This window comes from Actinokineospora auranticolor (genome assembly GCF_041897805.1).
GTDB lineage: Bacteria > Actinomycetota > Actinomycetes > Mycobacteriales > Pseudonocardiaceae > Actinokineospora > Actinokineospora auranticolor.
On sequence record NZ_CP154825.1, the window covers coordinates 8,133,388 to 8,148,128 of the forward strand.

The window sequence follows — 14,741 nt, forward strand, 5'->3', positions numbered from 1 at the left end:
GCGGGCGAGCAGGGAGTCGGGATGGCGCTGACCACGCGGGGACGGCTGCTGGTCATGACGGGTGTCGGCGTGGCCGCGCTCGGGATCATGGCCGGGGTGGCCGGGTACGCGACCGGCGCGCAGGCCGACGCCACCGACGACCTGGCGCGGGTCAGCGCGGCGATGAGCGCCCAGTGGAACGCCGACATGATGCACGACGGCATCCGCGCCGACGTGATGGCCGCGCTGGCCGCGGGCTCCGAACGGGAGCGCGCGGACTTCGGCACCGACGAGGTCGCCGAGCACGCCGAGACCATGATCACCAAGTTCGACGCGGCCGCCGCGCTGGCGCCCGCCGCCATCCAGGCAGGCTTCGCCAAGACCCGAGCCGCTGTGGTCGACTACGGCGACCGCGCCACGAAGATCGTCGCGGGCGCCGCGCAGGACCGCGAGGCGGCCAAGTCCCGGGTGCCCGACTTCCTGACCGTGTTCGGCGCGTTGGAGGAGAGCCTCGGCGGGCTCGACGACCAGCTGTCCGCCGCGGTCGAGGACCGCAAGGCCGAGGCGTCCGGGATCGGCACCGACAACCTCGTGCTGATCATCCTCTGCGGGCTGGTCGCGGCCGCGGCGTTCGTCGCCATCTCGATCTGGAGCATCACCACCATCCGCAGGCCGCTACTGGCCATGGTGCGCGGCCTCAAGGCGATCGCCGCCCGCGACCTGACCGCCCGGGTGCGCGTCGACCGCACCGACGAGCTCGGCGAGATGGCCGCCGCGATCAACGCCACCGCCGAGTCCATGAGCGAGGTCCTCACCTCGATGGGCGCGGGCACCAAGACCCTCCTCGACGCGGGCGACGACCTGGGCCGCGTGTCCGGCACCCTCGGCGCCGCGGCCGAGGAGACCCTGGCCCGCACCGCCGAGGTCGCCGCCTCCGCGGGCACGGTCTCCACCACCGTCGCCACCATCTCCGACGCGTCGCGGCAGATCGGGTCGTCGGTGCACAGCGTGTCCCAGGCCAGTTCGACCGCGGTGTCGGTCGGCGACCAGGCCGTGCGGGCCGCCGAGGCGACCACCGAGGGCGTGCACCGGTTGCAGGACGCCAGCCGGGAGATCGACGAGATCGTCCGCACCATCACCTCCATCGCCGAGCAGACGAACCTGCTGGCGCTCAACGCCACCATCGAGGCCGCCCGCGCGGGCGCGGCCGGGCGCGGGTTCGCCGTGGTCGCCAGCGAGGTGAAGGACCTGGCGCAGGAGACGTCGCAGGCCACGGAGGACGTGAAGGCCAAGATCGGCGTCATCCAGGCGCTCACCGGCGAGACCGTGGATTCCATCGGCGGGATCCGGTCGGTCATCGGGCAGATCAACGAGGGGCAGCACCGCATCGCGGGGGAGGTCGACGAGCAGACCCGGACCACGGAGGGCATCGCGGCCAGCGTCGGCGAGGTCGGCCGCACCACCGACCTGATCCGCGGCAGCCTCGACGGCATCACCGCCTCCGCCACCGCCACCGCGGAAGGCGCCGCGGCGACCCAGACCTCGGCGGCGACCCTCATCGCCACGGTCCGCCAGGTCGACGACCTGATCGCCACCTTCACCTACCGCTGACGCCCAGGTAGTCGGCCTGGCCTGCGGCGGGAACCCGCGCGGCTGGATTCAGCCGCGGGTGCCCCACTGGCCCCGGTGGATCAACTCGGCCGGGTCGCGGCGGCGCTGGTTGACCCGGTCCGGTTGCGGCGGCGTGTCCGGCGCCCGGTAGCCGACCGTGATCCCGCCGATCGGGGTGTACTCCGCAGGCACGCCGAACTCCGCTCGGAACCCGTCCGTGTGCTCCGGGGGGATGCCGAACAGGCAGGCGTCCAAGCCCTCGTCGACGGCGGTCAGCAGGATCAGCAGGGCCGACATCCCCGTGTCCACGTACCAGTACGGCACCGGCCACCGGCTCTCCGCGCGGTCTTCCCACCCCTTGTCCGGCTCCGCGTACCGCTCCAGGTACGTCAGCTTGTGCGCCAAGGGGACCACGACGAGCGGGGCGTCCTGCATAGTCGGTGTCTGTTCCACGCGGGTCGGCACGAAGGGCCAGAACCGGGCCCGGTCCGCCGCCGCCGTCAGCGCCAGGAAGGCCCAGCCCTGGGAGAACCCGGCGGACGGGGCGCGGAGGGCGTTGGCCAGCAGGCGGTCGACCACCTCGGGGGTCAGGGGCCGGTCGGTGTAGTGCCGCACCATCCGGCGGCGGCGCACCACCTCGGAGAACTCCACGGGTCGACCGTAGCCGAAGCGGCTACCGTGGGGCGAGTGCGTGTCGCGACGTGGAACGTCAACTCGGTGAAGCAGCGGAAGGCGCGGTTCCTGCCGTGGCTGGACGAGCGCCTGCCGGACGTGGTTTGCCTGCAGGAGACCAAACTCGCCGACGACGCCTTCACGGCGCTGCTCGGCGACGACCTCGCCGAGCGCGGCTACCAGGTCGCGCTCAACGGCGAGGTGCAGTGGAACGGTGTCGCGCTGCTGTCCCGCGTGGGACTCGACGACGTGGTGCGCGGCCTGCCCGGTGGCCCCGGCTTCCCGCACCAGGAGGCGCGGGCCGTGTCGGCGACCTGCGGCGGTGTCCGTGTCCACTCCGTCTACGTGCCCAACGGGCGGGAGCCCGATTCGGACCACTACCGCTACAAGTTGGACTGGTTGGCCGCGCTGCGCGACGCCGTCCACCGCGGCCCCGAGGCGGTCGTCGTGTGCGGTGACATCAACATCGCGCCGACCGACGCCGACGTGTTCGACCCCGCCGCCTTCGCGGGCCACACCCACGTCACCGAGCCGGAACGGGCCGCGCTCACCGCGCTGCTCGACCTCGGGTTGCGGGACGTGGTCCGCGACCGCTGGCCGGACGAGCGCGTGTTCAGCTACTGGGACTACCGCGCGGGCATGTTCCACCAGGACCTCGGCATGCGCATCGACCTCGTGCTCGCGGGTGCCCCGGTCGCGGACCGGGTCGCCGCGGCCTGGGTGGACCGCAAGGCCCGCAAGGGAACCGGGCCCAGCGACCACGCGCCGGTCGTCGTCGACCTGGACACCGCGCCGGACGGCGACATCGGGCCCGTGGTGCCGCCGCCCTCGGCGCGGGGGCGCACGGGTAAGCTCCCGCAGTCCCGGGGCCGGTAGCCCGAAGAGCCCAGCGGTCTACGCAAAGTAGAGCGTGGTCGGTACCGCGGTGTGGGCTGAACCGGGTCAACGCGTCGGCATCGGGGTGATTGGGCCGCCGTCCCCGCTGCGCGCGACGGTGCGGGCGGCAGGCTGACGGGCGTGGCGCACCATCGGGCGGGAGACGACGTGACCGGCGCTGATTCGCAGTGGCCTACAACAACCCTGCTCGGCAGCCTCGCCGAGCGGACCAGGACCGTCCTGCTCGCGGCGGGCGCCGAGAACCGCTACGACCGCAACCACTTCCTGCTGCGCCAGGACGAGGAAGGCGACCTCGCCCACCTCATCGTGGACGGTGCGGTGAAGGTGTTCGTGGAGACCTCCTCCGGTGGCAAGAGCGTGTTCGGCATCCGCATGGCCGGGGAGATGGTCGGCGAGATGAGCGCGCTGGACCCGCGGTCGCGGCGGTCGGCGAGCGTGCAGGCCTCCACCCCGGTGGTGGTGCGGTCGCTGCGCCGCAGCCGGTTCCGCCAGCTCATGGCCGAGTACCCGGACCTGTCGCTGGAGGTCACCCGGATGATCAGCGCCCGGCTGCGCTGGGCCAATCGGCGCCGGGTGGACGCGACCATCAAGGACGGCCGGGTCAAGCTGAGCAGGCTGCTGGTGGAGGTGGCCGCGCACTACGGCGAGCAGGTGGGCGACCACTGGGAACTGCGCGTACCACTCACCCAGCACGAACTCGGCTACGTCGCGGGCCTGGCCAACCGGACGGTGGAGAAGGCGCTGCACGACCTGGAGCACGAGGGCGTCATCAGCAAGAGCTACCGGCGGATCCGCATCGTGGACATGGAGAAGCTGCGGCTGATCGCGGGGTGGGGCGAGAATCCGCCGCCGTGCGTAGTGCGGTGACCGGAAGTGTCGGACAGTGTCGGTCATCCCCCTGATCGACACGGAAGGCTCAACTGATGGCACCGAACGGCGCAGCGCCACCCCGGCTCTGCGTTGCCGTGGCCGCCGACGGCCCCGGCCCGACCTGCGACCGCCTGCTCCGCGCCACCGAGGTGTTCGCCGACGCCGCGCGGCGCGCCGACCTCGGCGAACCGGTGTGGCGGACGGTGGGCGCGCACCAGGTCGGCCTGTTGCCGGTGACCGACCCGGTGCCCGCCGCGGTCGACCGGTTCACCCAGGCCCTGGACCTGGCGCTGGGCCTGCACAACGCCGACCGCGACCGGCTGCGGCTGCGGGTCGCGCTGCACCGCGGCCTGGTCGATGACCCGGACACCTGCCTCGGACCCGGTGTGGCGCAGGCGATCCGGCTGCTCGGCAGCCGCGCGCTGCGCGACGCGCTCGACGAGGCTCCGGACACCACGCTCGCACTGCTGCTGTCCGACCGGGTGCCGACCTGCCCGTGGTGGGTCGACGGGCTGCGGGAGATCCTGTTGTGGCACAGCAACTCCCAGGACGACTGCGGTTCCGGTGAACACCCGTTCACCGGCGACGCGCACACCGACTTCTGCGACCGCGCGTGGCTGTGGACGCCCGGCTGGCAACCGGTCGCGACCGCCCTGGCCGCCGCGGACCAGACCGTCCACTGAGGACCAATCCGGATTCGTGCCGGAAAGTGGTCGCCCACCTGACATTTCGTGGTCATTTCCCGTCTGCGGGCGCGGTCGCGGCAGCCGGTTCTGCACACTGGGTCCCACCGCAGGTGACCGCGCTCGAAGAAGCCCCCGAGGAACGCCTTGTCCGAACCCCGCGACGCCGGGTCCCGACCGCACCGCCGGGACCACCGCGCCCCAGTCGGTGCCGAGCCGGTGGCCACGTGATCGAGGTGGCGCTGGAGCCCGCCGGGCTGGCCGTGGGGCGGGAGACCGAGCTGTTCGTGCGGCTGCGCAACCCCGGACCGGGCACCTGCACCAACGTCCTGGTGAAACTCCGGTTCCCGCACCAGGTCCAGCTGCTGCGCGGGCCGGCGTGGGTGGAGGAGTTCCGGCTCGGCCCCGGGCAGGAGGTGGTGCGCAAGGTGCTGGTACGCGCGACCGAACCCGGCCGGTGGCACGCCCGCGCGGTCAACTTCACCTACCGCGACCGCTTCGGCGACTCCCGGTACGTCGACGACCTCAGCCTCGAGCTGCGGGCCACCGAACCGGAACCCGCGGCCGCCGAACCGGCCTGGCGCGCGACACTGCGCACCGAGGCCGTTCGCGTGTCCACTTGGGACAATCTCTGCGGGCGGGTGGACAACGTCGGCGACTGCGCGCTCGACGGGGTCGAGGTGCGCGTCGAGGGACCGTTCCGGCACGACGGCCCGCAGTGGCGGCGGTTGCCGCCGATCGAGGTCGGCGGGCACGGCTCGTTCGAGGTGCCCGTGCACGTCACCGACACCGGCGCGCTGCCGGTCCGGGTGCGGACCCGGGTGGCCGCGGCGGGCCGGGTCTGGCGCGACGAGCAGGAGTTCAAGGTCAACGCCGGGCAGCCGCGGGCGGAGACCGCCGACGAGCCGGTGCGGATCCTGTTCCTCAACGCCAGCCCGGACAACGACGACGTGCCCGTGCTGGACTGGGAGGGCGAGTACAACGCGATCCGCCACGAGCTGCGGCTGTCCCGGCAGCGGGACCGGTTCGCGCTGGACTCCCGGGTGGCGGTGACCAGCGTCGAGCTGATGCGCGCCGTGCGGGACGCGCGGCCGTCGCTGGTGCACTTCAGCGGGCACGGCTACGCCGACGGCGACCTGCTGCTGGAGAACCCGTCGGGCGGCGCGGTCCGGGTGCCCGCCGAGGGGGTGGCCCGGTTGTTCCGCGCCCACGCCGACGTGATCGGCGGCGTGGTGGTCAACGCCTGCCACAGCGAACCGCTGGCGCGGGCGGTGTCCACGCGCATCGGGTTCGCCGTCGGGCTCGCGGGCCGGGTCAACGACCGGCTGGCCATCGACTTCAGCACCGGCTTCTACATGGCCTACGCGGCGGGTGACGGCGTCGAGGCGGCCTTCGAGAGCGGGCTCACGCTGATGGCCATGCACCCCTACCACTCGGCGGAGAGCGACCTGCCGCGGCTGTACGTCGGCGGTCAGCGCGCCAGGTGAATCCAGGCATGGTCGCTGAACTCCTTGGCGGGCACCGTGGCCTGCACCGGGCTGAACTCCGCCGGGTCCAGCGAGCCGTAGCGCGGCCGCACGATCTCCCGGTAGAGCACGTCCGGCACGATCAGCGCGAACTGCGCGTCCTGGGCACCCGCCAGGGCCGCGCGCAGCTCGTGGCTGTCGAGCAGCCGGTGGATGGCGATCGGCACGTCACCGGACGCGCCGCCGTCGCTGGGCACCAGGTGGCCGCGGTGCAGCGCGACCCGCAGCCGCAGCCGGGCGTGGTCGTTGAGGTCAGCGTTGAGCTCGCGCAGCGCGGACCGCAGCCCCTCCACGAACGCGGGCACCACCACCGACTCGTCCACCCCGGGGGCCAGCACCGCGAACTGGCCGTCGCCGCTGCCCTGCAGCTCCACCGACCGGTCGTCCACACCCGCCCGCCGCCGCGCCTCGGCCAGGACGGCGAAGAACCGCGTCTGCGCGCGCTCGGCGGCCGTGCCGCTGAACCGGCGGAACCGCTCGATGTCGGCGGCGTAGCAGAGCCGGACCGCGGGTCTGCCCGGTCGGCGCCTGCCCTGCTCGGGGGCCACCGCGACCGGGCGGGCGACGTCGTCCCAGCCCGGGGGCAGCGGGACGGCGAAGCGGTGGCCCGCCGCGGAGCTGGCGTGCTCGCGGCGCGGGCCGCCGAGGGGGACACCGGTCGGCGCGGTCGTCGAGACGTCCACCCGCAACACCCCGGAGAGGACCTCCGCGCCGAGGGGGACCTGGAGCACGGCGTGCGCCAGGCACTCGGCGGGGATCGGCCGGTCGCCCTCCGGTTGGCCGACCAGCCAGCTGATCGCCCCGGTGGACAGGGTGGACACCGCGGCCGTCCCACCGGTCGCGGGGATCGTCTCCGCCCACAGCTCCGCCGCGGTGATCCCGGGGTCGTCCAGTGCGGCCCGCAGGTAGGCCGCGACGAACCGGGACCGCCGGGTGGCGCCGTCGAGGCGGAAGCCGAAGCACACCCGCACCAGCCCGTACCCCGGTGCCGCGGGCCGCGGGTCGGGTACGGCGGCGACCTCGGGGGTGCGGTGCTCGACGTTGCCGAGCAGCCTGGGCGACACCAGGTCCACCATGCCCGAATCCCCTCTCCGTCAGCGCATCGGCGGCACGTCCGGCAGGATCCGCCGGGCGCCGACCAGCAACGCGCTCTGCGGCGCGACCAGCACCGGGCCGTGCCGCCCGTGCACGATGCTGTCCCGGCCGGTGGTCACCACCAGCGACTGCCCGGGGTCGTCGCCCGCGGCCACCAGCTCGCGCACCAACCGCAGCGCGGTGGCGTTCGCGGCGACCGCGTCGTGCACGACGAACCGCCGGTACTGGCGGTAGGGCTTGCCGGGCACCTCGTGCGGGCCTTCCGAGACGGTCCGGACGTACCGGTGGTCCAGGCTGGTCACCCCGGGCACCAGCCGCCGCAGGTCGACCTCGGTGAGCTCCTCGACCAGCTCCCGCTCCAGGCACTCCTCGGCGGTCTCCCGGTAGGCGCCGGAGTCGAACCAGTGCAGGAAGTCCCGCAGGCACGTGGTCGGCAGGAAGCCCCGCAGGTCCGCGCGCTTGGTGTCGCGGTCGCCGTCGTGCCGGGGCCGTTCCTCCTGGAACCCCAGGGCGTCGAGCACGGCGGCGGCGGGCGGGAAGTACTTGACCACCCCGCCGGGCGGCCCGAAGGACCCGGGCCGCGACGCGGCGTGGAACAGCACGAACCGCTCGTCCTCGCGGATGCGCAGGAGCACGCTCATGGACACCCGCACCAGCCGCCGGGGATCGAGGGCGTGCGGGGAATCGGGCACCCGGTCAGCCTGGCACAGGCCCACCGCCGAGGCGGACCGACCGCATCGCTTTGTCCTGCAATTGACAACGGGGCGCCGGAGTGGACACCGCGCCCGCTATCCGGTCGCACCGCGCCACGGGGCAGGCGAACTGCTCGGGAACCGGTGCCCGTGCGGCCGTTCCGGGCTCGACCGCCCGGGAATCCGCTGCGGGGAAAGGTTTCCCCGTGGGCTGCCTGCCGACGTAACGTGTTTCCTCGGCATGGAGTTGGCCGAGTTCATCGGCCAGCTCCCGCCACTCCCACACCGAGACCGCGTCCCCCGCCCGGGTCCGCGCCAGCAACTCGGTGAACCGCCGCCACCGCCCGAAGTGCCGCGCCCGCTCGTCGAGGGTCGGCACCTCGGCGCACACCGCGCCCCACTGGCGCTCGTCATCACGCGTCACCCGAACCTCCGAGAGGAGCCGCCACCGTGGCCACCGAGGTTACCTTCGACGGCATCGCCCTACCGGTGCGCAAATCCGCCGAGATCCGCTCGGTGGTGCGGCGCATCCGGTGGCCGCACCAGGTCGACCTCGTGGAGTTCGTGCGCCCGCTGGGCGGCGGTCTGAGCGGCGCGTTCGTGGCGCAGGTGCGCGCGCACGGGGACACGAGCGCGATCACGCACGTGGTGAAGGTGGACGCGGCCCGGGTGCTGCGCGCCGAGTGGGAGGCGTACGACCGCCTGGTCCGGCCCTTCACCAACGCCTTCTGCGCGCCGATAGAGGCGACTTCCCTGACCGGCGAGGAAGCCGACGACGACCTGGCGGCGGTGGTCTACGCGCACGTCGGCCAGTTCGCCGGGAACGTCGGTGACGTGCGGGTGCTGGAGGAGGTCGTGGCGGAGGCCGTCCGCACCGGCGACCACACCGCGGTCGAGGTGCTGGACCAGGTGCTGCGCGGCGCGGTGAACGTGTTCCAGCACCGGTACGCGGTGGTCGAGCACGCGTCCTCCCTGCGGGAGCTGAACACCGGGCTGGGTCCCAACCTGACGGTCGAGGTGGACGACCTCCCGCGCGCGGAGCACGTCCCGGACGACGAGATCCTGCTCCGCTCCTGCGGCGGCCCGGACGACCTGGCGGTCGGGGAGCGGATCGGCCTGTCCCGGCTGCGCATGGCGGTGCGCGGCGACCGCGTGCTCGGCGTGGGCGAGCACATCCGGGTGCGGCTCCTCGGCGAGCACACGCTCAACACCGGTCACATCACGGCCGTGCGCGGCGCGGCCACCCGCGCGCGGGTGGCCGAGACCGAACTGGTCTACGCCGACCCCTTCACCCCGCTGGCCAGGATCCTCACCGAAGAGCTGCCGGGTCGGGTCTACGCCAACTCCCACGGTGACCTCAACCCGCGCAACATCATGCTTTCCGGTACCAAGTCCTACCTGATCGACTACGCCCGGGCCCGCGAGCGGCGCCCGCAGCAGTCGGACTTCGCCTGGCTGGAGATCGGTCTCACCCGGGACGTCCTGGCCGACCACGACCCGCGGGCGCTGCTGCGGCTGCACCGGGTCCTCGGCCTGGCCACCGCGCTGCTCGACCTCGGGCTGGAAGCGGACGGGTTGTGCGCGGACCTGGTCGGCGAGGAGCTGGCCACGGCGTTCCGGGTGCTGTTCACCGTGCGCCGCAACGGTCACCGCTGCCACCCGGACAAGTCCGCCCAGCGCTGGCGCGACGAGTACCACCGGGCCCTGTTCCTGGCCGCGCACCGGACGATGAAGTGGGCGGAACCGGTCCAGACGGCGCGGAAGCTGCGGCTGTCCGCGGCCGTGGCGGGGGCGTCCGCCGAGTGGTTGGACGGGGACAACCCGTTCCGCCACTGGGATCCGGAGGACCTGGGGACGGCGCTGGACGGACTCGGGGAGTTGCTCCCGTTCACCGACGACGAGGCCGTCCGACTGGTGGTCCGGTTGACCGACGCCCTGCGGCTGCGGCGGACACCGCACCCGCACGAGGCGAAGGTCCTCGTCCGGATCGCGGGCAGGCTCGTCTTCGAGCGCTGCGGCGCCTACGCCCGGTCGAGGGTGCTGGAGCTGCGCAACGCGCACGACGGGTTCGTCAACAAGCTCAACGTCAACCCGGACAAGGTCCTGCCCCAACGGGACGTCCAACTGGTCGGTCCTTCGGGCAGCGGGAAGACGGCCGTGGCCACCGAACTGGCCTACCAGACCGCGTACTCGGTCCTCGACAGCCGGATCGCCCGGTACCTGCCGGTGTCGCTGGCCCCCGGCGAACTCGGCCTGGCGCCCGCCGCGCTGCTCGCCGGGACCGGGCTGGAGTCGGTGGCCGAGCAGGCGTTCGCCCTGGGCGCGGTCCGGCTGATCGTCGACGAGGTGACCAAGTCGGACGTGCCGGTGCTCACCGGCTACCGCGCCAGGTACCCGGCGCTGGGGTGGGTGCTGTGCACCCAGACCGCGCTGGACGACCTGGGCGAGGTGCACGAGCTGCACGAGCTGGACGCGGCGACGATCCTGGAGTTCCTGTCGAGCCTGCTGCGCGGCAGCCGCTACACCCGCGACGAGATAGCGCGGCTCGTCGGCAGGCTGCTCAAGCGGGCGCAGTGGCGGTCCATCGGCGTCGGCCGACCGGTGTGGCTGGTGCGGTTGGCGGGGTACGTGCGCAACTCCGGGATGCCGCAGCCGCTGCCCGTGCCGATGGCCGTCCTCGACTCCACCGACGAGGAGCACTGGCTCTACGACGCGGCCAAGTCGCTGGTCGGCGCCGACCAGCGGACCCTGCGGGAGTACCTGGCCAAGGAGCCGGAGCGCGACGTGCTGCAACTGCTGGCGATCATGCCGGACGTGCCCGCGGTCACCATCGGCACCGTCGTCGACTTCTGCACCGACCACGACCCGGTCTTCGCCGCCAACCTGATCACCCTCTCCCGCGCCGACGGAACCGCGTTCACCCACGCCGTGGAACGCGTCCTCAGGGACGCCGACGCCTCACCGACCCAACGCCGCCAAGCCGCGGAGGCGCTGACCGAACTGCCGGAGCCGCAGGTGGCGGTGCTGCTCGGGGTGGCGACTGATACCGAGGTCGACGCCACCGGCCGGTGCGCCGCCCTCCAGGCGTTGAGCGCGGTCGGTGGTGAGCTGGACAGTGCCGTGCACAAGGTGTTGATGGAGCCCGCGTCCGAGGTCACGGAGGTGGCCATCAGCGTGGTCGCGACCGGGCGCCTGCGCGGGTACGAGTTGTACCTGGCGGAACTGGTCACGTCCGCGAAGTCGTGGTCCCTGGTTTCCCTCGCCTTCGACACGCTCCTCGACCTCGGCGTGAAACCCCCGCCGGAGTTCAGCGACGCCTACGCGCACGCGGGGGAACGGCGCTTGGCGGAGGTGGAGGCCGCGCTGCCCACCCTCTGCACGGTTCCGGAGATCCGCGCGGCCCGGAAGGAACGCGCGCGGTTGGTGGAGGGGTTGGTCGACCGCAAGTCGACCGGCTGGCGTCTGCGGAAGTGCTTCGCCTTCGACCTCACCGTCGGCGGTGTACCGGAGCGGTTCCTGCCCATGGGGCGCGATCCGTTCAGCGTCGCCTACCGCCTTTTCCGCTCGGAGCCGGGGAGGTTGGTCCGCGAAACCCCGCCCGACGCCCCGGATGACTGGCTGCTGGTGGCCGCGGCGGCGATCCACGAGACGTCGCTCGACGCGGGCCGGAAGCTGTTCCTGCGGGTGCTCGCCGAGGTGCGGTCGAACCAGATGGAGGGGCTGTCGGCGTTGCTGGTGGCGATCTACGAGCTCGATCACCGGGAGGGGGTCGAACTCGCTGCCCGGGCGACGGATGCCTTGGCTGCTCGTGGTGTTCCGGAACGCCATAGGTGGCCGTGGTTGTCGGCCATCACCCGGGTTCAGGGGGCGTACCGGGAACTGGACGAACTGCTCTGCCTGGACGACGAATCGGCCTATGCCGCCATGGTCTCCCTCGCTACACGTGGCTTCCTGCACACAGCTTCTCCGGGCCCTCGTCACCACTTCAGCCCACCGGCGCGCGCCCGCCTCTTGGGCATGCCCGCCACCCCCGAGTGGGCGCGAGCGGTTGCCACTGCCGGTCTGCACGAAGCTTTGCCGCGGATCCTGGACTTGGCGGAGGAAACCGAAGTCGCCCCGGTCCCGCGCGTTGACGCGGCCCGGGGGCCGGTCGCCAACTCGCCGCGGGCGGATGTGCTGCTGGTGCTGGGCCACCTTGCTCGTCGGGCTCGGGAGACGGGGGCCGACATCGGTGAGGTCCGGTACTACCTGGCGGTTCCGGACCGACACCCGGATGTGGAACGGGCAAGGCTCCTGGCCCTGGCCTACCTGGGCGACTGGCAGCTCATCCGGACGGCGGACCTCACCGCGGACCCGTACCGAACGGCCGCGTACAACCTGCTGGACCACTGGCTGACCACCCCACCCACTCCCGTCGCGGACTGGCTGAAGAACCGGCTCCACGACCGATCCCTGCCCAAACTTGCTCGGTGGGCCTACACGGACCTACTGCACCACGCCCTCAACCCCCGCACGCCCTGACCCGCTCCCAGCCCTCGCACCACTCTCGACTCCCGCGCCGCCTGTGCGCGCATGCCCTGGTCCTCTGCACCTCCCGACCTCACGCGCCTCCATCTGTGCCCAGCCGATTTCGGGTTGTCCACAGAGGCTTATTCAGCGGCGTAGAAGTAGAGTCCTATAACGGCCGAGATGGTGTTGGCGAAGGTGTTGATGGGTCGCCGGTAGTCGGTGTGGAGAACACGCCAGGTCTTGAGTTGGGCGATGGCGCGTTCGACCACGACACGGATGGAGTTGTGGTGCCGGTTGAACACCTTTTCCCAGTCGGGTTGCTCGCGGTTTCGGGGCTTTCTGATCGGGGTCAGGATGCCGCTGCCGATGTAGCCCTTGTCGCCGAGCCAGGTACCGGGGTCTCGTCCGTCGAGAACGTGTGAGGCTTTCAGGCCGACAATGTCGTTCCGGGACCCCGGCATCGGATCCGACACCCATCTCAGACGTCCGTCCGGAGTGCACACGACCTGGACGGTGAACCCGGTCGTGCGGTGCTTCCCGGAGAACAACTCCGGACGGGAAGCCCAGGACCAGCACGGCAGCAGCGTCCCGTCCACTATATGAGAATTGCGGTCGTCGAGATCATCGGCCGCCGGAACGCACTCCTCGAGCACGCCGGCCAACAGTGGTGTCACCACCGCGATCGCCCGACTGATCGTCGACCGCGACACCTCGAACGCTTCCGCCAACTCCGCTTGAACCCGATTCCGCCGCAAGTACGCCAACGTGACCACTACAGAGCGATACAAGCCCAGAACCGGCGGCCATCGACGAATCGACCCTTCGCTCGCTTCGCGGCTCAGAGCACATAATTCCTCGACACGGTCTCGGGTGAGGCCGGTGGTATGATACATGGAGGCGGTCCGTTTTCGAGAACTAGGTGTGGTAACTGAATTCTCTCAAACGGGCCGCCACCTCTTACTTTGGGGTGATCATCGCCAGCCGTGAATAAGCCTCACAGGCTTGATCATCTTTGCCCGGAATTGTCGGTCCTCATCGCTAGAATGGATACCGGGGGCCGGGGGCACAATGCCACTAACTTACGGAGCATCGTTGCAGGTCAACGGCATCTTGAGGGTGCCGTGCGAGAGGCAGGCGGCACGTGCGACGACGCCCTGCGGCACACCATAGTTCCATGGCCCGCATTGGGGCATCGAGCGAACACGCAACCCACTGTCGCAAGTGGACTTGATCCGAGTGTTCCAGAGGTCGATCGCCAATCGCTTAGACCGATACTGGCCAGCGAAAACGCGCTAAGTTAGTGGCATTGGGCCGGGGGCATAAGTTGATCATCGGCGACTCGCGGCGGCGGGAGCGGGCGATGAGGGCGCTCCTGGGCACGCTCTTGAGTTGTCCACAGAGGATTATTCAGCGGCGTAGAAGTACAGGCCGATGACCGCGGAGATGGTGTCGGTGAATGTGCCGACGGGGCGCCGGTAGTCGGTGTGGAGAATCCGCCAGGTTTTGAGTTGGGCGATGGCGCGTTCGACCACGACGCGGATGGAGTTGCGGTGCCGGTTGAACTCCTTTTTCCGGTCGGGTTGTTCACGGTTTCTGGGTTTTCTGATCGGGGTGAGGATGTCGCTGCCGATGTAGCCTTTGTCGCCGAGCCGGATGCTGGGGTCTCGTCCGTCGAGAACCCGTGAGGCTTTCAGGCCGACGATGTCGTTTCGAGATCCCGGCAACGGATCCGACACCCATCTCAAGCGTCCGTCCAGCGTGCGCACGACCTGGACCGTGAGCCCGGTTGTGCGGTGTTTCCCGGAGAACGACTCCGGGCGGGAAGCCCACGACCAGCACGGCAGCAGTGTTCCATCCACGATGTGAGAGCTGCGGTCGTCGAGGTCGTCGGCCGTGGGAACGCACTGTTCGAGCACGCCGGCCAACAATGGTGTCACCGCCGCGGTCGCCCGGCTGATCGTCGACTGCGACACCTCGAACGCTTCCGCCAACTCCGCCTGAACCCGTCTCCGCCGCAAGTACGCCAACGTGACCACTACAGAGCCGTATAAACCCGGAACCGGCGGCCATCGACGAACCGACTCTCCGGTCGCTTCGCGGATCAGAGCGCACAATTCCTCGACACGGCCTCGAACTTGCTTTGCGCGGGGCCCCTACGAGCCTGCGGTGGGGAAGAGCGGTGGGGATGGGCAAGCCCACCCCACCCG

General features: G+C 71.4%; 12 protein-coding genes. 6 read left to right on the plus strand and 6 right to left on the minus strand.

What is annotated here, in order from left to right; all coding sequences use genetic code 11:
- Window positions 1–21 precede the first annotated feature (21 nt).
- Window positions 22–1,590 (plus strand): methyl-accepting chemotaxis protein, encoded by a 1,569-nt coding sequence (locus tag V5P93_RS35720; protein WP_181043763.1) that lies wholly within the window; start codon window positions 22–24, stop codon window positions 1,588–1,590.
- Between the two features lie 48 nt (window positions 1,591–1,638).
- Here the strand turns inward: V5P93_RS35720 and V5P93_RS35725 are convergent, their stop codons facing one another.
- Window positions 1,639–2,241 carry a nitroreductase family protein gene (locus V5P93_RS35725; protein WP_104481832.1) on the minus strand — a complete coding sequence of 201 codons (603 nt, stop codon included), beginning with the start codon at window positions 2,239–2,241 and terminating at the stop codon, window positions 1,639–1,641.
- 27 nt (window positions 2,242–2,268) lie between these two features.
- Here V5P93_RS35725 and V5P93_RS35730 point away from each other — a divergent pair, with 27 nt between their 5' ends.
- The 4 genes from V5P93_RS35730 (at window position 2,269) to V5P93_RS35745 (ending at window position 6,199) form a co-directional block, all read left to right on the plus strand.
- Window positions 2,269–3,138, plus strand: a complete 870-nt coding sequence (locus V5P93_RS35730; protein ID WP_104481831.1) for an exodeoxyribonuclease III — start codon at window positions 2,269–2,271, stop codon at window positions 3,136–3,138.
- A 168-nt stretch (window positions 3,139–3,306) separates the two neighbouring features.
- Window positions 3,307–4,026, plus strand: a complete 720-nt coding sequence (locus V5P93_RS35735) for a Crp/Fnr family transcriptional regulator (protein WP_146108262.1) — start codon at window positions 3,307–3,309, stop codon at window positions 4,024–4,026.
- Window positions 4,027–4,082: 56 nt separating this feature from the next.
- Window positions 4,083–4,712: a hypothetical protein gene (locus V5P93_RS35740; RefSeq protein WP_181043761.1), complete on the plus strand. Its 630-nt coding sequence runs from the start codon at window positions 4,083–4,085 to the stop codon at window positions 4,710–4,712.
- A gap of 227 nt (window positions 4,713–4,939) precedes the next feature.
- Window positions 4,940–6,199 (plus strand): hypothetical protein, encoded by a 1,260-nt coding sequence (locus tag V5P93_RS35745; protein ID WP_104481828.1) that lies wholly within the window; start codon window positions 4,940–4,942, stop codon window positions 6,197–6,199.
- On the opposite strand, the gene V5P93_RS35750 is transcribed toward V5P93_RS35745, so the two are convergent.
- From V5P93_RS35750 to V5P93_RS35760, 3 genes are read right to left on the minus strand one after another with little or no spacing between them, the layout of a single operon-like run.
- A complete protein-coding gene (locus tag V5P93_RS35750; RefSeq protein WP_104481827.1) occupies window positions 6,184–7,314 on the minus strand; it encodes a hypothetical protein in 1,131 nt (376 codons plus the stop codon). The two genes, V5P93_RS35745 and V5P93_RS35750, sit on opposite strands and share 16 nt — an antisense overlap.
- A gap of 18 nt (window positions 7,315–7,332) precedes the next feature.
- Window positions 7,333–8,025 (minus strand): hypothetical protein, encoded by a 693-nt coding sequence (locus tag V5P93_RS35755; RefSeq protein WP_146108261.1) that lies wholly within the window; start codon window positions 8,023–8,025, stop codon window positions 7,333–7,335.
- A 4-nt stretch (window positions 8,026–8,029) separates the two neighbouring features.
- A complete protein-coding gene (locus V5P93_RS35760) occupies window positions 8,030–8,449 on the minus strand; it encodes a hypothetical protein (protein WP_104481825.1) in 420 nt (139 codons plus the stop codon).
- Between the two features lie 26 nt (window positions 8,450–8,475).
- On the opposite strand from V5P93_RS35760, the gene V5P93_RS35765 reads away from it, so the two are divergent.
- Window positions 8,476–12,546 (plus strand): hypothetical protein, encoded by a 4,071-nt coding sequence (locus tag V5P93_RS35765; RefSeq protein ID WP_104481824.1) that lies wholly within the window; start codon window positions 8,476–8,478, stop codon window positions 12,544–12,546.
- 128 nt (window positions 12,547–12,674) lie between these two features.
- Here V5P93_RS35765 and V5P93_RS35770 read toward each other — a convergent pair whose 3' ends face one another.
- Entirely contained in the window at window positions 12,675–13,427 is a 753-nt protein-coding gene (locus V5P93_RS35770) for a transposase family protein (protein ID WP_374065127.1), read from the minus strand.
- Between the two features lie 510 nt (window positions 13,428–13,937).
- Window positions 13,938–14,570: a transposase family protein gene (locus V5P93_RS35775; protein WP_281261660.1), complete on the minus strand. Its 633-nt coding sequence runs from the start codon at window positions 14,568–14,570 to the stop codon at window positions 13,938–13,940.
- Window positions 14,571–14,741: the final 171 nt, after the last annotated feature.

Bases quoted from the DNA above. Each gene is read 5' to 3' on its own strand.
- V5P93_RS35720 (WP_181043763.1), top strand. From the start codon at position 22: ATGGCGCTGACCACGCGGGGACGGCTGCTGGTCATGACGGGTGTCGGC.
- V5P93_RS35740 (WP_181043761.1), top strand. From the start codon at position 4,083: ATGGCACCGAACGGCGCAGCGCCACCCCGGCTCTGCGTTGCCGTGGCC.
- V5P93_RS35750 (WP_104481827.1), bottom strand. From the start codon at position 7,314: ATGGTGGACCTGGTGTCGCCCAGGCTGCTCGGCAACGTCGAGCACCGC.
- V5P93_RS35770 (WP_374065127.1), bottom strand. From the start codon at position 13,427: ATGTATCATACCACCGGCCTCACCCGAGACCGTGTCGAGGAATTATGT.